The following is a 21633-nucleotide window of genomic DNA, read 5'->3' as shown; positions in this document are numbered from 1 at the left end:
GGGTCACTGGGTTCCGCCTTTAAATACGGCCCCTTCGATTTGTCGGTGCTCTTCACCGTGAAATGGGGCGGCGTTATTTACTCTGCCTCCTATGGCCGCGCCAACTTTGCCGGTAACACTATTGCCAGCCTGTATGGGCGCGATGAGTTCCTGCTGAGTAATGTGATCCTGGGGGAAAACGACCAGGAAAGAATGGGCGTTGGCCAGGCGAACAGCAAAGGCAATACCGCGTACAGCGATGCCGACAGGCCCAAAGGCGCCCGTTACCAGGAAGCTTACTTCCCGCTGGTGGATGCTTCCGGTAAAAACATCCTCGATAAAGATGGCCGTATGATCCCCGGTAAGAAAAGCGGTATCTGGATGAATCCCACTACCTACAATTCAGACATGGTATTGAATAATACACCCGCTATCACTTTCAACGCATCCAATATCCGGCTGAGTGAGCTGATCTTCGGATATGCCCTGCCGGCGAAGATCCTGCGCACAACACCGGTGAGATCTGCCCGCCTGGCATTTGTAGGCCGCAACCTGTGGACGCTTTTCAAACATACGCCGCAGGGCATTGATCCGGAAGCCGCCAATACCACCGGTAATGCGCAGGGGATTGAGTCAGGCGGATCTTTCCCTTTTTCTATTTATGGATTTGACCTGAAAGTAACTTTTTAAATGTGTATCATGAAAGCAGTATATATTCTTTCTTTATTAACGATCCTGTGCTGGAGCTGTACAAGGGATTTTGAGCGCCTGAACACGGATCCCACACAGTTCAGCGAAGCCGCGCCGGAAGCAAGTATCCTGGCGGCGGTAAAAAATATGAACGCCCGTATGGCGGACTATAACACCACTAAATACTGGGACCTGGGCCACCTGCTTTGCCAGCAGGCAAACCGGTACGATGTAACGGATGCCGGCCTGTGGCAAACATTTTACCAGGGCGTACTTGGTAACCTTAACCAGGTGGTGGTAAACTATGGCGCTGATTCACTGTATAACAACCGCGTACAGGTGGCCCGTATCCTGCAGGCATACGCTTACTCCATTCTCGCGGGCAACTTCGGCGCTGTGCCATTGTACCAGGCCAATAACCCGGAGTACCTGTCGACCATCCTGTTTGAAAATGAAGATACCGTTTACAGCTTTGTGCTTTCTACATTAAAAGACGCGGCGTCAAAAATCCAGTTGAACGGCGATAAGCTCAAATACGATGCAGTATATAACGGTAACCTGCAAAACTGGATCAAATTTGCCAATACCATGCGGCTGAAAATTGCGATCCGCACGCAAAAGAATATGGGCGCCGTAGCGCGGCAGCACATCACGGAAGTAATGGCCAACGAATCTGCTACTATCAGCACGGAAGCGGAAACGGCGAAGATGAGTTTTGAAAACGTGAATAATAATGAGAATCCATATTTCATTAAGTACATCAAGTCCAACCAATACTTTCCATACGCACCCGGCGCAACAGGGCAGGCGCCAAAAATGAGCGAGTTCCTGTTCACCGTGTTCAGGTCCTACAAAGATCCGCGCCTCAGCGTGTATTACGACACGGTACCTACGGCCAACCGCCTCATTTTAACAGACACGCTGACCAGCACGGCAGATGATTCACTCAGAGTGGTGACTTATCCTATCCCTTATCTTGGTCAGCCGAAAGCAGGCACCAAGCTGGCGGGATGGACCGCCCTTGCGGGGCAGCCGGACCTGGTAGGCGGCTCCAACATCAACAGTTATTCCAACGCTAATCCTATCATCTACCAGGTAGGCCGCCCCATCATCATGCTCTCTTATGCAGAAGCACTGTTCCTCAAGGCGGAAGCTGCGCAAATGGGACTGGGCGGAAGTTTGAGCGCAGAGCAATATTACTATGCCGGCATCGATGCCAACTTCGCTTACTGGAATATCGGCACTGCCCTGCGCGATGAGTACAAAGGCCGAGATGGTATTAAATGGAATACCACCGGCACAGGATTTAATAATTACCTGAGCCTTACCAACGCGGATATCGCTGCAGACCCGCTTACAAAGATCTGGGTACAGCGCTGGCTGAATTATTTCCCCGACGGAGGTTTTGACTGCTGGTGCCTGGAGCGCAGAACACGCGTGTTCCGCCTGCCCCCGCACACCAACCCCGGTGGTAACTCTTCTTACTCTGCCAACCCAACCTATTCGGATGTGCCGGGAAGAATGTCGTACCCCGTTTCCGTGGTGAACCTGAACCCGGTGGGCTACGAAAGTGCATTAAAGGAACTGGGCGTAAGCCGTACCGACGACTACGACATTTACCAGCCGCTTCATTTTGCAAAACCTTACACGGTGCCCGACTGGAACAATGAGCCGGCCGCTTATGATTACCGCTTTATCCAGAAATGGTATGGCGCTACCATACAGGAACTGGCTGCCGCTGCAACAAGAGATGGGTTCAGATATACGATCACCCAGACTTATCATCCTTAAAAACTGACATCATGAAACGTGTGAATATACTCCTGGCAGCAGCCGCTTTCCTGTTGCTCAATGCCTGTAAAAAAGACCTCAGCGGTCCTTCTGTGGATGATAATATCCTGAACTACGAAATACCGGAAGTGCCGGTAACAGAGAACTATGTAGTGGGCGCTTTCTATACTTCTTTTGGTGGCTGGAACGCCAACATCAAAGAAGTGCCGGTAGTAGGAAAATATGGTATGCCCAATGGCGTGCTCACTGCCGGCATTATGCCCAAACATATTGCCTATGGCGTAAAAGCAGGATTGGATTATTTCGTGTTCTCCTTCCGTTCTCCCAACAGGGATGCGAATAACTACCGGTCGGATTCCACGCTGATCCGCGGGTTCATTGACGCCGACGGGGAAGGCCGGATGAAATTTGCCATGTCGTACAATTTCAGCACCGGTACCTACGGCGGCCTCAGTGCCACTAATCCTATTGAAAAGGATAAGCTGAAACTGGCGCAATTCTTCAACGATTTCCGCCGCATTGTGCCATACATGAAAGATGCGCATTACATGAAGGTGGGCAACAAACCGCTGTTGTATATCCAGAACGCACAAACGCTGTTTTCCGATAGCAACAAAGCTATTTATGATACGCTGAGAAGCCAGCTGAAAACGCTGGGCGTAGAGCCTTACATAGTAGGTATGCAGGACCGCTGGACGCCGCCGGCCCGTTATGAGATCCGCTTCAAAGGCTGTGTAGATGCTATTTATCACCAGTCGCTCAGCTCGCAGATCAACAACTGGGACCGCTGGTACCTGCTGCCGCAGACCATAGACCAGAACTGGAAATACTCAAAGGATTATTTCGAAAAGAATTTCGGGGCCGACTATGTACCTAACATCACGCCGGCTTACAGCTGGAAGATCAACACACCTACCAGTACCAACCCGGAATACCCGCGTACCGACAGCGGCGCGCTGTTCATAAAGCTGTGCAATGTGGCTAAAATGAATGCCAGCAATAAAACACGGCTGATCATGATAGACGGCTGGAATAACTGGACAGAAGATATGCAGCTTGAACCGGCCGAAAGCTACGGGGAACGTTATCTCAATATTGTAAGAAAACAATTCAAGCAATAACCGCGGAGATTGTCTGACTCAGGATTAAACTCCAGCCAATCCAGCGTGAACAGGTGCTGGTCAGGTTGCTGCGCTTTGCTGAACACAAAGTAAAGGTCGTTTTTTCCGCCGGGGTCCTGTACAGGCACCGTTACTTCTATGAATTTATTCCAGTTACCGGTGGCTTTGTAGGCCAGTTTACTGATCACAGGGCCGGATACGCTGCCGGTATGGATTTCCAGGATCGCGTCTTTGTCGAGCGATGAATAGCGGTATGTTACTTTGTGGATGCCTTTCAGATCGATGTTCCTGAATACAAAGAACGATTTGTTATGGATAGATCCCAGGAACTCTGATGAACGGCTGATGTTTTGAACCGAGTCTGCATCTTCTGCCTGCACACGGAGGGAGCGGAGCAGCAACAGTGCATTGCCGCTTAACGGAGATGCGTTACCGCCGCCATCTGTATAAGTGGCTGCCAGTACATAGTTGCCATACTTTTCTTTGCCCAGGTGATCTTTTAAGGCCACTGCGCCGGAGGCAGGCAGACTGCCGGCTGCCTGTTGTGTAGCCAGGGAGAGGATGTATTTTACAATTTGCCCGGCATCATCTACAGACAACTGCGGGTGGGCTGCCATGGAATGTTCGCCCCAAACGCCGCCGCCACCTTTAATGATCTTGTTGGCAAGATAAGCAGGGGCTTTGGGGTCTTTCTCATAGCGTTTGGCTACCTGTGTAAAGGCCGGGCCAACAGAAGCCTTATCCAGCTGGTGACAGGCCTTGCAATCGCTGCCTTCCATCAGCACCTTACCGGGATGCGCAGGCACCGTGGTAATCAGCTGATGCCCTTTTTCCGCTTTCGATTTACTGCGTGGAATGTAATGCAGGCCAATCATGAGCTGCTCGTTATTGATAGCAGGATCTTCATTATCGGTAACTGTTACTGCGTAATGCAGTGGACTGTTATCAAAATAGAAAGTGCTGTTATCAGTAGTCGTGATCTTTACCACCGGTACGGTGTTGCCTACACGAATAGTGACGGTATCTGTACTGCTGGCGCCTTCAGGGTCCGTTATTTTCAGGATGGCGTGGTATACGCCATTCTTTTCATAGGTATGCACCGGAGAGGGATCGGTAACAGCGGCGGTGGCATCGCCAAAGTTCCATTCGTATTTCAGTGTTTGTCCTTCATCGAAGTCGTAGCTTTCTTTGCTGCTGAAATTCACTTTCATGGGCGCGGCGCCTGCAGTGTCTATAGTGGTGATAGCCGCTACCGGGGCGCGGTTGCCGCCATTATAGGAGATGCGTACCAATCGCGCGTCGTCATTGTCAATACCATATACGGAGCCATACTCCAGGATATAGAGGTCGCCGCCTTTGCCGATGGCCATGTCTACCGGGCGCCTGAAATCGCCGTTTGTTTTCATGAAGGGCTCCATCGATTTAAAGTTGTACTGGCTGTCGAGCCGCACGGCAAACACCCAGTTACGCATCCAGTCGTAAATGAACAGGGCGTTATCGTACCATTCGGGTAAACCGGTTGGGCTAACGGTAGCCTTATTGTAATGATATACAGGTCCGGCCATAGCGCAGCGGCCGCCATTGCCCAGTTGCGGGAATACGGAGGAAGAATCGTACGGATACCAGATCATGGCTTTTTGCGCCGGCGGCAATACTTTCAGGCCGGTGTTGTGCGGGGAATTATTTACCGGGGCTTCTGCTTTGAAAGGGGCGCCAATGGTTTTGGTGGCGAAATCGTATTGAGGATAAACCTTATTATCGCCTACAACGAAGGGCCAGCCGAAGTTGCCCGGCTTTTTGGCCTGGTTGATCTCATCGTAGCCGCGTGGCCCCTGGTCGCTGTCTTGCCCTGCATCCGGGCCTACTTCGCCCCAATATACAATACCCGTGGCTGTGTCTACCGACATACGGTAGGGGTTGCGGCAACCCATGGCGTATATTTCAGGGCGTGTGCCCGCAGTGCCTTTGGGGAACAGGTTGCCTGCAGGAACCGTGTAGCTGCCATCCACTTCGGGGTGGATGCGCAGCACTTTCCCGCGCAGGTCGTTGGTATTACCGGCGGAGCGTTCCGCATCAAAGGTAATGCGGCCGGGAATAGTGTCCAGTGGCGCATAACCGTTGGAGGCAAATGGCACTGTGTTATCGCCGGTAGAAATAAAGAGGTTGCCATCGCGGTCCCAGTCGAGCGAACCTCCTGTATGCGCGCTCACTTCCAGTTCCAGCGGAATGGTCAGCAGTACTTTCTCGGAAGACAAGAGGAGGGAGTCTTTACCTTCCATGGTAAAACGGGATACCTGTTGTGCCGCCGGCAATTTATTGGGTGTATAATAAAAATAGATGTAATGATTTTTTTCAAAACCGGGATCCAGCGTTACCCCCAGCAGCCCGTTGCCAAATCCTTCCTTGGTGTCGGGGAGTACCGGGAACGTATATACGACTTTGGTAGCCTGGGTAGCAGGATCGTAGTGATACAATTTACCGCTGCGTTCAATAAAATATACGCTTCCATTACCGGCAACAGCCAGTTCCATTGGTTCGTTCAGGTCGTTGGAAAGAATGGTTTTGGTAAAACGGTTGTCTTCCGGGGCCTTGGTTGATTTGCTCTTTGTTGGCTGATTACCGCATCCCTGCATGATTAGTGTCGATCCGACAATAATAAGGGCCGGCAATATCCGTGTGCATAACTTGAACTGTCCACTCATGTAATATGATTATAGATTTGATTAGCGGGTCACAAAATAATAGAATATTGTATCTTTTTTCCTGAAAAAGGATGAAAGGAAACAATATCGGACAGGCATTTCAAATTTATATCATCTCCCCAACAGCGAATTTAGTATCAGAAAGAAAGGAAGGGTTGGCATTTTTTGTGCCGCTTCCGTATATTTGAGGCCCACATTACTCAGGCTGGTAAATTTTAAAGATGGATCTGAACGAATTTAAACAATCCTTACAGGAAGCGCATCCACCCAAAAATATGTCGGTATACCTTGATTCCCTCTGGTATGAAGGGAAAGGCAACTGGAAAAAGGCGCACGACCTGGTAGATGATCTGCCGGGACCGGATGCCGCGAGGGTACATGCTTACCTGCACAGGGTAGAGGGCGACCAGGCAAACGCCGACTACTGGTATCGCAGGGCGGGAACCACCAGGCCTTCCGGTACCCGGGAAGAAGAATGGGAATTGCTGGTGAACCAGTTTTTACAATAGCGGGCAACAGGTATCTGCGAGCGACCAACTTAGGGTGTATAATTTACATTTGTCATTGATTATTAGGCTATAAAAAAGCACTAATTTGTTTATTATTTGTATATTCCACGTGGCGTCAGATCGATAAGTATTAAACAAACAGTTATTTAGTTTTTTAGCGGAGTATGTGGAAATTTATCCTTTTACTATTTTTATCTGTTCATCTGTTTACAAATGCTGGTTATGCTCAGTCCTACGGATTACGCTTTTCTAGTCATGAAGTGGTGCAGGAAAGGAGAACAACGCTGAATTTAACTTCATCAGGCCCCCTGTGTTTCAAAAAAAGCGCAGAAATATCATTCGATCTCAACTTACTTCCCTATAAAGAAACTTACTTCGGCTACGTATTAAGGATCATTGCTGCCAATAACCAGAATATTGACCTGGTATATAACCAGCGGGAACGTAGCTTTAACTTCCTCATCGGGGAAAGTTTTTCCAGGGCATTCACCATCGATTCTATCGCTCTTTTTGGCGGATGGACGCATATTGCTATCCGGTTCGACCCTGAGCATAACGAGGCTGCCATCTCAGTTAACAATAAATTTGTTGCCAAAGGCCCGGCAAAACTGGGCAACCCCGTATGTACACGGGTCTTCTTTGGTACCAATACTTACGAAGGGTTTCAAACGGTAGACATTCCGCCTATGAACCTCCGTAATATAGTGGTGAAAGAGGGCGGTCATACCAGGTACAACTGGCCACTCTCCGAAAATGAAGGCAATACGGCCACGGATCTGCAGGAAGGTAAAACCGCTGTGATCCGGAATGCCAGCTGGATTGGGCCCCGGCACCGCAACTGGAGCCTGCTCCGGAGCTGGGAAATCAGCGGTACCCCCAGTGTGGCATTCGACCGGGAGCAGGAAGTGCTCTATATTGTATCTTCCGATTCCTTATATAGTATCTCTTTTAAGAATGAACAGGAGCAGGGCATCCGCCTCTCCGAACGGCTGGATAGCCTGATGCCGGGGAACCAGTCGGTGTTCAATCCCTTCTTACATAAACTCTTCAATTTTTATATAGATCAGAAAAAAGCAGGTTCCTACGATTCGCTTAACCGCAAATGGGATACCCGCTATACGCCTGATCTGCTCACTGTTTACTGGCAGGCCAATAAATTTATCTCCCGGTCCGACTCCTCGCTTTATATCCTCTGCGGATACGGGCAAATGCAATATAAGAATACGGTGCAGCGCTATCATTTCGGCACGGGCAAATGGGACTCCGTTCCCGTTACCGGCGAAAGGCTTACTCCCCGGTACCTGGCCGCCACCGGCACTACGGAAAACGGCGATACCGCTTATATTCTCGGCGGCTATGGCAGCAACAGCGGCAACCAGGTGGTAAATCCCCGTCACTATTACGACCTGATGGCCTTTTATGTAAAGGATCACTCTTTTCATAAAGTGCTGCAACTGGAAGAACCTCCCGCACAGTTCTGCTTCGCCAACAGCCTGGTCATAGACCCGGCTACCCGGCATTATTACGCCCTCATCTTCCCCGATGATAAATTCAATACCACCCTTCAACTGGTGGAAGGCTCCCTGAAAGCGCCGGGGTTAAAGCCCCTGGCGGATGCTATCCCTTATTCTTTTCATGATATCAAGTCGTTCGCCGATCTTTATTACTGCCGCAACAGTAAAAAACTGGTCGCCGTAACGCTCTATACTTCGAAAGACAATATCACTACCGTAAAAGTATACACGCTGGAATTCCCGCCTGATGCCCTGCCTGCGGAAAAGGCCGGGCTGAAAGGGATCTCCGCATGGTATTTATTGCTGCTGGTCCCACTGGCCGGGATTATGGTATTCCTGTTCCGCCGCCGTAAAAAAGCAGCGCCACAGCCGGTTGCTGCAACATCTGCTGCTCCTCCGGCCGCCGCACCGGTTACTTCCCCGGCGCCATTGGCTCCGCTGCCCGTGGTGATCCCTGAAACTGCAACGGACGAAACCTTACCGGAAGAGATCATCGCGGAGAAAAAAGGCCGTATCTATTTCTTTGGCCCGTTCGAGGTGCTGGACAAGGAAGGGCAGGACATCACCAAATTCTTTACCCCACTGTTAAAGGAACTGTTCCTGCTTATTGCCATCAATACTATCCGTTCAGGAAAAGGCATTTCATCGGACCGGCTCTATGCCACTCTCTGGCGGGATAAGTCCAGCAAGGAAGCGCAGAACAACCGCTCCGTGAACATGGTGAAGCTGAAAGCCATACTTGATAAGCTGGGCGCCTGCGCCTTTGTAAAGGAAGCGGACCGCTGGAGCCTTCAATATGCTGCAGACGATATTGACATGGACCTGGCCGGGTTCCAGCAACTGCTGCACTCGCCCCGTCCCCTGCAAAAACAACCCGTCCTCGATCTGCTGAAGATCCTTCACCGCGGCTCTTTCCTACCTGATACCAACTATTCCTGGCTGGAAGATATCCAGTCCGAAATCTCAGGCGTAGCCCTCGATATTCTCACAGAGGCCGCCCACCAGTTCAATACAGATCCCGAACTGTTGATTGAAATTGCAGACAGCATCTTCCTTTTCGACCCCGTAAACGAAGAAGCGCTCCGCATGAAATGCAGCAGCCTGGTGGCACTTGGTCGCCATTCACTGGCCAAAGCCGCCTTCAACAAATTCGCGAGGGAGTATCTCCACATGTATGGAGAGGAGTTCCCGCACCCGTTCACAGCCTATTCGGGGGATAAATAAGCGGAGGTTCGCCGCGGATTTTGTCTTGGAGCAGGATTACGCTGATTATACTGATTAGATGGATTTTATTTTTTGGGATTTTTTTTGATTTTGGGAGATGTTGGGGCTACCAGCGTTTGGACTTTGAACAAGTGGTAACTGACACAGATGTAAGGCGTACTGTGGGATCCTTCCTGTTATATTTATATCCCGCCGGGAACCAGCTCAAAATTAACCCGTAGATATGCCCTATCTATAAAGGTACGGCTGATATTGGGCTATAATCCGGCCCGGATACGGCGTATATAGGGGGGAAACAGGGAGTAGCCATACTGTAACCGGGGAGTATCCTGGAGGAAAGTACCATGAAATCCCCATCTGGCATTGTCAAAAGTAACCCCGGCAGTTCTAACATCTCCCAAAATCAAAAAAAATCCCAAAAAAATAAAATCCATCTAATCAGTATAATCAGCGTAATCCTGCTCCAAGACAATTTCAATCGCCGAAGGCGATTAATTAAAACTTTATTCATTTGTTAGTGCATTATTAGTGCTGCCATTAAGGCTGCCCGGATAAATTGCATTGTAATGAATAAGACAAGATTCCACGACTATGGCACTCAGGCCACTTTATCAGGAAAAAAAAGAATGCTGGTGATCAAGGTCATCAGCATTCTTTTCCCTTTTCTGATAATAGGCGGTGTGGAGGCAGGGCTACGGTTATTTGATTACGGTCACAGCCTGCAACTTTTTATTACGTCTCCGCAAAACCACGATTACTACCAGCTCAATCCTGCGGCTTCCCTGAAATATTTTTCCAATGCAGATATCGCCACAAAAGGGAATAGTGAGTTATTTAAGAAAGTAAAGGACCCCGGTACGCTCCGCATTTTTGTGCTGGGAGAATCCACCACTATCGGGTATCCCTATTTTCACAACGGCTCCTTTCACCGCTGGCTGCAATTCCGGCTTATGCATACCAACCCGGATCAGCGCCTGGAGATCATTAATCTTTCACTAACGGGGGTTAATTCCTATACGGTAGAGGGTTTTGCAAAAGAGTTATTACCGTATCAACCCGATGCCGTGCTTATTTATACCGGTCACAATGAATATTATGGCTGCCTGGGCACCGGTAGTACGGACAAAATTGCGGGCAGTTCTTTCCTGGTGCACCTGGTACTGCAACTGCGGGAGCTGCGTATTACACAGCTCATGGCCAACGCGCTCCAAAAAGTGCCCCCGCTGAAACTTTCCGGTAAGGAGGGCGGTGGTAAAACCCGTATGGAAATGATGGTAGCGGAACAACAGATCCCTTTGGGATCCGCCATGTATGAAAGAGGCATTGCCCAGTTCACTGCCAATATGGATAACACCCTGCGTATACTGAACGGGGCCAATGTACCGGTGTTTATCAGCAACCTTGTATCTACCGAAAAAGACCTGTTCCCTTTTATCAGCATAGCACCCGACAGCACAACATACCCCAACTTTGGCGCCGTCTACCGGCAAGGCGAACAGGCCATTGCCAAAGGGGATTCCGCCGCTGCGATGCGGTATTTCCTCGATGCGGAAAACAGCTACAGCGCGCATGCCGGCTGTAACTACTATTTGGGCGTATTGGCTTTGCAAAAAGGCGACAGCTCCGCTGCCAAAACGTATTTTGATAAAGCCCGCGACCTCGATGCACTCCGTTTCCGCGCGCCGTCCAAATTGAATAAAGTGTTACTGGACCTGTGCAGCAAGTATAAGAATGCCCACCTGGTAGATGCCAATGCCGCTTTTGAAGCCGCCAGCCCGGGGCATATCATTGGCAACAACCTGATCCTGGAGCATGTGCATCCTAACCTGAACGGCTACGCGCTGTTGTCGGATGTATTCTACAACACCATGAAGAAGCAGGGCCTTTTCAAAGCGCCCAACGACAGTGCCATGAGCTTTGCGCAACTCCTGCAGGCCATGCCTGTCACGGTGATTGATAGTCTTGCTGCCGCCTATAAAATTGCCCATCTCAAAGGAAGCTGGCCCTTTAATACCACTAACGTGCACGATACAACGCTGATTGCAAGCGAAGAACAACAACTGGCCTATGAAGTGGCTTTCAGGAAAACCTCCTGGGAAGCGGCCTTGCAGCAGTTGTACCACAGCTACAATCAAAACGGCGATTTTGCGCGCGCTGCTACCATAGTGGCCGCCTGGGTGCAGGAGCATCCTACCGAAGCGGCATATTATGAAGAAGCGGGCAACTATAACGGTAAACTGAATAATACGGCGGAAGCCATCTTCTATTTTAAAAAAGCATTTGCCATGTCGCCCACATTTGATGTGGCCAGAACGCTGTTTGTGCTTTACCTGAAACAGGATAACGCCGGTAAAGCCCTGCCTTACCTCAACTATGCCATTGATCATAACGAACGGCGCTTAAACCTGCTGCCGGTGAAAGATTGCCTGTTGCGGATCCTGGAGCTGCAAACAGTGGCGGCCAGGGAGCCGGCGAATATCGCCGTGCTTAACCAGATTGCCGGGTTATATTTCCGCATGGGAAATAAAGACGGCGCTGAATTATATGTAGAGAAAGTTTTGCAGGCATCGCCGGGCAACAGGGATGCGCTCCATATACAAAGCCAGTTGAAAAAAGCATAGCGATGTGGAAAGGGATCAAACATATTACCCCGCAACAATGCAGGGAGTCTGGACAGGTGGCGGCAGTGGCTTTGCTGGCGGCGTCGCTTTATTACCACGATTTCCGGCTGGTGGCCGTGGCACTGCTGATTTTGCTTATCACATTGCTGGGGCCCCGGTTGTTGTACCCGCTGGCGCTGTTGTGGTTTGGCGGGGCAAAGGTATTGGGAGAAATAAACGTGCGCATACTGCTTAGCCTTGTTTTTATACTGGTGGTAATACCCGTGGGGATGTGGCGGAAGTGGAGAGGCAAAGACACCCTGCAACTGCGCAGGTTTAAAAAAGATAAAGCATCAGTAATGGATATACGAAATCACCTGTATACCAAAGAAGACCTGCGGCATACATTTTAAAACGACCAACATTCACACGTCATGGAATTTTTACATGAACTGCTCTACTTTTTAAAGACACGGAAAAAGTTCTGGCTGCTTCCGCTGATCATCGTGTTGTTGCTGCTGGCATCGCTGGTAGCATTAACAAGCGCCTCTGCGCTGGCGCCTTTTATTTATGCCATCTTTTAAGCATTGAGAAAAATTATCCTGGGCATATCGGCATTTTATCACGACAGCGCCGCAGCGCTGATCATCGACGGTCGCATTATTGCGGCTGCACAGGAGGAGCGTTTTACCCGTATAAAGCAGGATGCTTCTTTCCCTGTGCAGGCTATTAAGTATGTGTTGTCGGAGGCCGGCATTGCTTTCGATGAGCTTACCGCGGTGGCGTTTTATGATAAGCCTTTGCTGAAGTTTGAACGGCTGCTGGAAACGTATCATGCTTTTGTGCCGCGGGGCTGGCGTAGTTTTATTACTGCCATGCCGGTGTGGATGAAGGAAAAAATTTTTATGAAGAAGATGTTGCGGCAGCAGTTCCGCGCATTGGGCGCCAAGGTAAAAGTACCATTGTATTTCCCGGAGCACCATTTATCGCATGCTGCCAGTGCATTTTATCCCTCGCCTTTTCAATCGGCCGCTATCCTTACCATAGATGGCGTAGGGGAGTGGGCCACCACCACCATTTGCTATGGCGATGGCAGTGATATTAAAATACTGAGGGAGCTGCGCTTCCCGCATTCCCCGGGACTATTATATGCCGCCTTCACTTATTTTTTGGGCTTTAAAATAAACAGCGGCGAATATAAACTCATGGGCCTTTCGCCTTATGGCCTGCCGGATGATCCGCAAACCATAGTGTTCAGGGAAAAGATCACGGCAACGTTGGTGGATATACGAAACGATGGTTCCATCCTGCTGAACATGGATTATTTTGAATTTGCCACCGGGTTGAAAATGACGGCTACGCCGTTATGGGAAGCGTTGTTTGGTATGTGCAGGCGGGAACCCGAATCCGCCATCACGCAGGGGCATATGAACCTGGCGCTGGCCATTCAGCAGGTAACTGAGGAAATCGTAGTAGCGCTGGCGCAAACCGCAAAAGCAATTACCGGGAGCCGGCAGTTGGTGATGGCAGGCGGCGTGGCATTGAATTGTGTTGCCAACAATAAAATAAGGGACGCGGGTATTTTTGAAGATACCTGGATACAGCCTGCTGCCGGTGATGCCGGCGGCGCATTGGGCGCCGCCTATGCTGCTTATCATATTGGAATGGAACAGCCGCGTATTTTTTCCACGGGAGATGATGCCATGCAGGGCGCTTTTCTTGGCCCCGCCTATGGCGACGCGGACATCCGGAAACTGTTGACCCGCTACGCAGCAGTAGCGGTGCACGAGCCGGACTTTGAAACGCTCACACATACCGTAAGTACTCATCTTGCTGATGGCAAAGTAGTAGGCTGGTTCCAGGACAAGATGGAGTTTGGTCCACGCGCACTAGGCAACCGCAGTATCCTTGCTGATCCGCGGCAGCCAGATATGCAGCAGCAACTCAACCGGAAAATAAAATTCCGGGAAAGTTTCCGCCCCTTTGCGCCGGCGGTACTGGCGGAAGATGCGCATCTGTATTTTAAGGATGCCGGTGCTTCTCCTTATATGTTATTCACCACTACATTAAAGGAAGCGCAACAACGTTCCTGTATCCCCGCTGTTACACATCTCGATTATTCCGCACGGGTACAAACTGTACATGATACGCTTCATCCAAAGCTGCATCAGCTTATTAATAGTTTTAAAAAACTAACAGGCTGCAGTGTGCTGATCAACACTTCATTTAATGTAAGAGGAGAGCCGGTGGTGAATACGCCCGAAGATGCATGGCTTGCCTTTATGCGAACGGAAATGGATTATCTCGTAATAGGTCATTATGTTTTTGACCGTCACCGGCAACCAGCGCTGCCAAAAGAGTTGTTTAAATCATTTGAATTGGATTAATACATCTTTCTAAAAGAAAATTTTTAAAAAATACAGCATTAATACCGCTGTTAGTTCATTATTAGCGCTGCTGTTAGGCCGCTGATGCTTACTTGCAATCATTATTTTCTTTATCAATCGAAACATCGTTCGCGTTATGAAAAGATTACTATTGCTGATGCTCCTCGCATCGGGTCTGTTACAGGCCTATGCACAAAGGCAGTTGACAAAGGGTAAAGTGCTGGATGAAACCGGCCAGCCACTACCCGGCGCTACTGTAAGGGTAAAAGGTACCAACATTTCAAGTCCCACCAATGCACAGGGCGAATTCCAGATCGCCACCGGCGAAACCACTTCCCCGGTACTGGTTATTTCTTATATCGGTTACATGGCACAGGAGGTGGCGGTTACGGGCGATAACCTCTCTGTTACATTGAAAACAGATGCCAGGTCGCTGAACGACGTGGTAGTAGTGGGTTATGGTACACAGAAAAAAAGCGACGTAACCGGGGCCACCAGCTCGGTGAAAGCTGTGGAAATTGCCAAGCGCCCTTTGGTAAGGGTGGAACAGGCATTACAGGGCACCACTTCCGGCGTTACTGTTCAAAGCAACAGCGGCCAGCCAGGTAAAGGGATCAGCGTAAGGATCCGCGGCGCCAGCTCTATCACCGGTGGCAATGATCCGCTATATGTCATTGACGGTTATATTGGCGGCAACCTGGAATCTATTGCTCCCGGCGATATTGAAAGCATGGAGATCCTGAAAGATGCATCCGCCACCGCCATTTATGGTTCCCGCGGTTCCAACGGGGTGGTAATGGTGACCACTAAAAGTGGTAAATCAGGAAAACCAAGAGTAGATTTCAGTGGCTGGGTAAGCAGGAACTCCCTGCCAAAGAAACTGAAACTGTTGAATGCATACCAGTTTGCGCAACAGGTGAACGAGAAAGGAGATGTGGCCGGAACTGGCCATCCGTTTTCAGATGCAGACCTGGACAAATTTAAAAATAATCCCGGTGGTACCGATTGGCAGGATGAATTAACACAAAAGCCATTGGCCCAGAATTACCAGGTAGCCGTATCCGGCGGCGCTGAAAACGTGAAGTATTACTTCTCTTATAACTATCTTGATCAGCCGGGCCTGCTGGTAAATTCAGGCTATACGAGACATACCCTGAGAGCAAACGTGGATGTGAAACTGAACAGCAAAATGGACCTGAAAGTAAACATCACAGGTTTGCTGCCACAGTCGCACAACACCGATTTCTCCGGCGATATCACCGACCCGTTTGCGGAAGCCAGCATGTGGGACCCCACCAGCCCGGTAAAAGATGCGCAGGGTAACTATATAGCAAGATCCAATTTTGCATCCCTGGCTACCAACCCGCTGCAGAATATGATGAGCCGCTCCGTTGATGGAAAAACTTCCAACCTAACTGCTACCGGTGTGTTCACGTATCGCATCATCGATCACCTCACATTTACCTCCAATAACAGTTATGAATTACAGAGCCAGCAAACGCAATCGCTCTTCCCGCCAGGATCAAATGAAGCATATAACGGCAACGACTATGCGAAAGTGGAAAACTCCCGTTACAGGAGCTGGCAGAACTCCAACTTCCTGACCTATAACAACCGTTTTGGCAAACATGCGCTCACGGTAACGGCCCTTGTGGAACAGGCGTCCAAACTCAATAACAATACCATTGCGCAGGCTAACCAGCTGTCTACCTACAGCCTCGGTTACTGGAACCTTGGATTAGGTAAAACACAATCCACCAGCAGCGGCTACTGGTCGGATGCATTGATTTCCTACATGGGCAGGGTGAACTATGCGTTTAATGATAAATACCTGTTAACGGTATCTGTGCGTACCGACGGCTCTTCCCACCTGGTTGACAAATACTCCACTTTCCCTGCGGTAGCATTGGGATGGGCAGTAGACAAAGAAGGTTTCATGGCAAATTCCAAAGTGATCACGGGCCTGAAACTCCGCGCCAGTTACGGGCAAACAGGTAACCAGGCAGTGCCCGCGTATTCTTCTATCGCGCAGATCGGAACCGCATTGCCTTATTACTTTGATGGCAGCACGCCAAGCGTAAATACGCCGCTGGGCACACCGGTGTCCAGCTCCCTGCGTTGGGAAAAGAACACTACCTATGATGTGGGAGTGGATATGGAACTATGGCGCGGCCGCTTAACTTTCACTGCAGATGCTTATAATAAGAAAGTGACCGACCTGCTGTATGCCACCGACAACCCTTTCTATTACGGTGGCGGAAGCTTCCAGCGCAATATCGGCAGTGTGAGAAACACCGGTCTTGAATTCAGCATTGGTGGTACGCCGGTGGTGGGTAAGGATTTCAAATGGACCAGCAACTTCAATATCTCCTTTAACAGGAATGAAGTACTGGACCTCGGCGGCCAGGATAACATCATCGTAAATGGTATCGGTTCCGCACAACAGGGTGTATCTATTATTAAAGTAGGGGAGCCCTTGGGTACCTTCTATGGTTACAGGTACCTGGGCACCTGGAAAAGTAATGAAAAAGACGAAGCCGCTTTATATGGCAAGAAGCCAGGCGATACGAAGTATGCCGACCTGGATGGAGATAAAAAACTTTCCGGTGGCGACCTCACCACTATTGGTAATGGCATGCCCAAATATTATTTCGGTTTCATCAATGATTTCTCTTACAAAAACTGGAGCCTCAACCTGATGTTCCAGGGCACACACGGCAACCAGATGTTCTCTTTCAGCCAGCCTTATATCATGGGTGGGCTCGGAGATGCCCGCGACGCTACCAGCGCCACTATCCTGGATATGTGGACGCCTGAAAAACAAACGGATGTACCCACTTATGGCAACCAGAATGAGATCAAGAGCAGCCGCTATGTATACGATGCCAGCTACATCAAGCTGAAAAATATCTCGCTGACCTATGCGGTTCCTGCAAGCCTGCTGAGCAGGATTCACGCACGCAGCCTGGATGTTTATATCAGTGCACAGAATATCTGGACCATCACCAATTTTCCTGGCTATGACCCGGAAGTAACCAATGCAACCAATGCGATTACACAAGGTTTGGAAACAGGTACTGTGCCTAACCCTAAAACCTATACGATTGGTGTAAGACTTGGCTTATAATTAAAAGAAAAGGATGCTGTTTTTCTAAAAACTACTATTATGAACAAAAAATATTTCCTTCCCTTAGCTATTGCAGCCATGATCGGCGCATCATCCTGTGTGAAGCTCAAGGAAGATCCAAAAGCAACACTTACACCGGGCAATTACTTTAATACCCAGACAGAACTGGATGGTGCAGTTACTTCTGCTTTCAGGGCGCTGGCAGTAGATGGGGCCTGGGGTTTTACCAGCAAACTGACCGCTTATTTCGGATCTGATGATCTTACTACTCACCCTGCATCCAATAAAGCTGATTCGCGTGAATTCGACCGGCTCCAGGGCACTTCCACCAATTCCAGTTTACGCGCCGGATGGGAAGGGCCATGGAACACCATTTACCAGGCGAATAACGTGATCACCAATTTTGAAAAGGTAACCGCTACTACTCCCGACGCTATCCAGGCGCGCACCTATGCAGGCGGACAGGCCTACTTCCTGAGAGGGATCTGCTATTTCTACCTGGTAAGAACATTTGGTGCATTGCCGATCGTTACCGGCCCGGCGGAGATTACCACCGTACCTGTACGACAGGAGCCCGCTAAAGTATACGAGCAGATCATCAGCGATCTGAAAGCAGCTGCCTCTATGTTGCCGGATAAATGGCCTGCCGGCGTAAACGTAGGCCGGCCCGGTGCGCTCGCTGCCAGGGCTGTACTGGCCAACGTATACCTGACCATGGCCGGCTGGCCGGTGAACCAAACCTCCAACTACAGCCTGGCCGCAACAGAAGCAAAAGCGGTGATAGACGCCAATAAATTTGACCTGGTGCCGGATTACCTGGATGTATTCAAAACCAACAACAACATTGAATCTGTGTTCTGCCTGGAATACAATGTAGGCGGACAATTACCTAACCGTTCCTTTGGCGCTACCTGTATCCCGGATGATGAAGGCGGATGGGACGACTTCTTCCCTGAGATCAACTACTTCAAGGATGCGCCGGTGTGCAAGCGCACGGATGAAACTTTCCATACGCAGATCAAGAGCAACAAGTATGGTGTGGTAAGCTGGGATGATCCGAGAACCGCAACCAAGCATCCTTACTACAATAAGTTCCGCTATGGCGTTGGTGATGGTATTGTTGAAACGCCCACCAAAGTAATCAGCTTTAACGCCAGTACCAATAAAACAACCGATGTGGTGCGTTTTGCAGAAACGCTGCTCATTTATGCCGAAGCTTCTGCGATGGCTGCCAATAGCGTTTCCGATGAGGCTTACCAGGCATTGAACAGGGTAAGACGCCGTGCAGGTTTGCCGGATATTAAGAAAGGGCTGACCGCTCCTGCCTTCCGCGACTCCGTTGTGGCAGAACGTAAATATGAGTTTGCCGGTGAGTTCGGACAACGCTGGTTCGATATTGTCCGCCTGCAATTATTACCACAGGTAATTGCCCGTCGCGATCCGAATGAGTTCAAGGACCTGCCGCTGAATCCTGCAGCAGTAGCCAATCCCGGACCTAAGTACATTGCGCCGATCCCGTTCCGCGATCTGAACCTGAGCCCGGGATGGACACAAAACCCAAGCTACTGACAAGTACTTTTTGATTTGACCTGTAAATAGTTTAATCATGCCTTGTGCATGATTAAACTATTTCGTTAATTCGTTTCTGTGGCAATGAAGAATTCTCCCAGCGCATAAATTTTAGTGAATGAAAAAAACAAACTGGAAGCTGCGCAGCCTCCTGATGCTGACGCCTTTTGTATGCTTATCCGCCCGCACATATGCTGCGGTGTATGATACTATCCCGGGAACAAAGCAACCCATCGACCTGATTGACCCAACCATCGGAAACGTAGGTCAGCTGCTGGAGCCCACCCGTCCTACCGTGCAGTTGCCTAACCAGATGATCCGGTTTACGCCACAGCGGAAAGATTTTATGGACGACCAGATCTCCGACTTTCCATTGAACATAGTGTCGCACCGGCTGGGACAGGTGTTTTCCCTGAAGCCGGCTGTGGGCGCTTTATCGCAAAGCGACTGGCAAACCCGCATGCCCTATGATCATAACCTGGAAACCAACCGCCCCTGGTATTACTCCACCTGGCTACTGGAGGATGAAGTAAACGTAGAATTTACCGCCGGGAAAAAAGCTGGTTACTACCGTTTCCGTTTCCCGGTTGGCAAAGAAAAATCGTTATTGTTCGGCACTTACAACGATGGGGAAGCGGCCTACAGTTTCCTGCCTGGCAATGTGATCACGGGAATGGAAACCTATAATGGCTATGTAAAAGTATATCTCTACGGCGTTTTCAGCGAAGCTGGTAAACCCGGCGTAGTAGAACAGGGACAATTAAGCTACAATAAAAATATTGCTGGTAAAGCGCTGAAAGCATTTATCAGTTTCCCTGCCGCTGCAAAGGAAGTTACTTTTAAATATGCCATCAGCTATATCAGTCCTGAACAGGCAAAGAAAAATTATGAAGAAGAGATCAGTAAAAAAGATTTCGACGATGTAGCCGCCAATGGTAAAAAAGCCTGGGCCGATGTGATGAACCAGGTGAAGGTAAAAGGAGGTACGAATGCCCAGCAGCGTTCCTTCTATACTGCGTTGTACCGTTGTTATGAACGGGCGGTAGATATCACTGAAGACGGGCAATACTACAGCGGCTATGATAAACAGATTCATAAAGATAAGCGTCCTTTTTATGTGGATGACTGGACCTGGGATACCTACCTGGCTTTGCACCCGCTGAGAATGATCCTTAACCCGGCAAAGGAAGAAGACATGCTGCAGTCGTTTGTGCATATGTATGAGCAGAGCGGCTGGATGCCTACTTTCCCCGTGCTGTTTGGCGATCATGCGTGTATGAACGGGTTTCATTCCTCAGTAGTAATGCTGGATGCGCATCGCAAAGGACTAAAGAACTTCGATATTGAAAAAGCCTATGAAGGTATGCGCAAAAACGCCACCGAGGCCACTATGCTTCCCTGGCGCAATGGCCCGAAAACAGCGCTCGATGAGGTGTATCATAACAAAGGTTATTTCCCGGCGTTACGCCCGGGCGAGAAAGAAACCGAGCCAATGGTGCATTCTTTTGAAAAAAGACAGGCCGTGGCGGTTACTTTAGGCGGCGCTTACGACGACTGGGCAGTGGCAGAACTGGCCGGTGATCTTAATAAGAAAGATGATCAGCGTTTGTTTGCACCCAGGGCAAAAAACTATAAAAATCTCTGGAACGCAGACAAACAATTCTTCCTGCCAAAAGATGGCAACGGGGAATGGATCGATATCAATGTAAAATATGACGGCGGCCTTGGCGGCCGTGAGTATTATGATGAAAATAACGGCTGGACCTATCTCTGGCAGGTGCAGCAGGATATCCCCGGCCTCATTGGCCTGATGGGAGGGAAGGATGCCTTTGAAAAAAGACTGGATCAGTTGTTCCGCGAACCGCTGGATATGTCGCGCTACGCTTTCTGGAGCAAGTTCCCGGATGCCACCGGCCTCGTAGGACAATACTCCATGGGCAATGAACCCAGCTTCCATATTCCTTACCTGTACAACTACACCGGCGCTCCCTGGAAAACGCAGCAGCGTATCCGCTTCCTGCTGGACGCCTGGTTCAAGGATAATATTTTTGGTATTCCCGGCGATGAAGACGGTGGCGGTATGTCGGCCTTCGTTGTATTTTCCTCTATGGGCTTTTACCCGGTAACACCGGGTATTCCGGAATACAGCATCGGCAGCCCGGTATTTGAAAATGTAAGCATCACTTTACCTAATAAAAAACAGTTTACCGTAATAGCGCATAACAGCTCCGTGGTAAATAAATATATCCAACAGGCGAAGTTCAATGGCAAGCCGCTGAACAAGCCTACGTTTACGCATCAGCAGTTAACTGATGGCGGAACGCTGGAACTGTTCATGGGCCCTAAGCCCAATAAGAGCTGGGGTGTACAGTGAAAGAAGTTTACCGGTTTAGTGAGCCGGTAACAATGATGAAGACAAA

12 protein-coding genes and 1 pseudogene are annotated in these 21633 nt (G+C 49.6%); 12 read left to right on the top strand and 1 reads right to left on the bottom strand.

Annotation, left to right across the window (positions count from 1 at the left end):
* The 3 genes and pseudogenes from VIM72_RS13390 to VIM72_RS13380 all read left to right on the top strand — a co-directional run.
* Positions 1 to 669, top strand: a pseudogene (locus VIM72_RS13390) (hypothetical protein); the annotation flags it as partial.
* A 9-nt stretch (positions 670 to 678) separates the two neighbouring features.
* Positions 679 to 2460: a SusD/RagB family nutrient-binding outer membrane lipoprotein gene (locus VIM72_RS13385; RefSeq protein WP_332003333.1), complete on the top strand. Its 1782-nt coding sequence runs from the start codon at positions 679 to 681 to the stop codon at positions 2458 to 2460.
* An 11-nt stretch (positions 2461 to 2471) separates the two neighbouring features.
* The gene (locus VIM72_RS13380) at positions 2472 to 3581 is read left to right on the top strand and encodes a glycoside hydrolase family 99-like domain-containing protein (protein WP_332003332.1); all 1110 of its coding nucleotides are present in this window, start codon (positions 2472 to 2474) and stop codon (positions 3579 to 3581) included.
* Here VIM72_RS13380 and VIM72_RS13375 read toward each other — a convergent pair.
* Entirely contained in the window at positions 3545 to 6283 is a 2739-nt protein-coding gene (locus VIM72_RS13375) for a PQQ-dependent sugar dehydrogenase (RefSeq protein ID WP_332003331.1), read from the bottom strand. The genes VIM72_RS13380 and VIM72_RS13375 overlap by 37 nt on opposite strands.
* A gap of 221 nt (positions 6284 to 6504) precedes the next feature.
* On the opposite strand from VIM72_RS13375, the gene VIM72_RS13370 reads away from it, so the two are divergent.
* From VIM72_RS13370 to VIM72_RS13330, 9 genes are all read left to right on the top strand, one after another.
* Positions 6505 to 6792: a hypothetical protein gene (locus tag VIM72_RS13370; protein ID WP_332003330.1), complete on the top strand. Its 288-nt coding sequence runs from the start codon at positions 6505 to 6507 to the stop codon at positions 6790 to 6792.
* A 164-nt stretch (positions 6793 to 6956) separates the two neighbouring features.
* Positions 6957 to 9530 carry a hypothetical protein gene (locus VIM72_RS13365; protein ID WP_332003329.1) on the top strand — a complete coding sequence of 858 codons (2574 nt, stop codon included), beginning with the start codon at positions 6957 to 6959 and terminating at the stop codon, positions 9528 to 9530.
* 566 nt (positions 9531 to 10096) lie between these two features.
* On the top strand, positions 10097 to 12151 hold the full coding sequence (locus VIM72_RS13360) for a hypothetical protein (RefSeq protein WP_332003328.1): 2055 nt from the start codon (positions 10097 to 10099) through the stop codon (positions 12149 to 12151).
* 2 nt (positions 12152 to 12153) lie between these two features.
* On the top strand, positions 12154 to 12543 hold the full coding sequence (locus VIM72_RS13355; protein WP_332003327.1) for an SxtJ family membrane protein: 390 nt from the start codon (positions 12154 to 12156) through the stop codon (positions 12541 to 12543).
* A 21-nt stretch (positions 12544 to 12564) separates the two neighbouring features.
* Positions 12565 to 12714 carry a DUF5989 family protein gene (locus tag VIM72_RS13350; protein ID WP_185937295.1) on the top strand — a complete coding sequence of 50 codons (150 nt, stop codon included), beginning with the start codon at positions 12565 to 12567 and terminating at the stop codon, positions 12712 to 12714.
* 3 nt (positions 12715 to 12717) lie between these two features.
* On the top strand, positions 12718 to 14517 hold the full coding sequence (locus VIM72_RS13345) for a carbamoyltransferase (RefSeq protein ID WP_332003326.1): 1800 nt from the start codon (positions 12718 to 12720) through the stop codon (positions 14515 to 14517).
* A gap of 136 nt (positions 14518 to 14653) precedes the next feature.
* A complete protein-coding gene (locus VIM72_RS13340; RefSeq protein ID WP_332003325.1) occupies positions 14654 to 17644 on the top strand; it encodes a TonB-dependent receptor in 2991 nt (996 codons plus the stop codon).
* Between the two features lie 39 nt (positions 17645 to 17683).
* Positions 17684 to 19213 (top strand): RagB/SusD family nutrient uptake outer membrane protein, encoded by a 1530-nt coding sequence (locus VIM72_RS13335; RefSeq protein ID WP_332003324.1) that lies wholly within the window; start codon positions 17684 to 17686, stop codon positions 19211 to 19213.
* 118 nt (positions 19214 to 19331) lie between these two features.
* A complete protein-coding gene (locus VIM72_RS13330; protein WP_332003323.1) occupies positions 19332 to 21587 on the top strand; it encodes a GH92 family glycosyl hydrolase in 2256 nt (751 codons plus the stop codon).
* Positions 21588 to 21633: the final 46 nt, after the last annotated feature.

Source organism: Chitinophaga sp., from assembly GCF_036569185.1.
Lineage (GTDB): Bacteria > Bacteroidota > Bacteroidia > Chitinophagales > Chitinophagaceae > Chitinophaga.
Note: the sequence above shows the minus strand (reverse complement) of the source record. Positions and strands in the feature narration are given on the sequence as shown.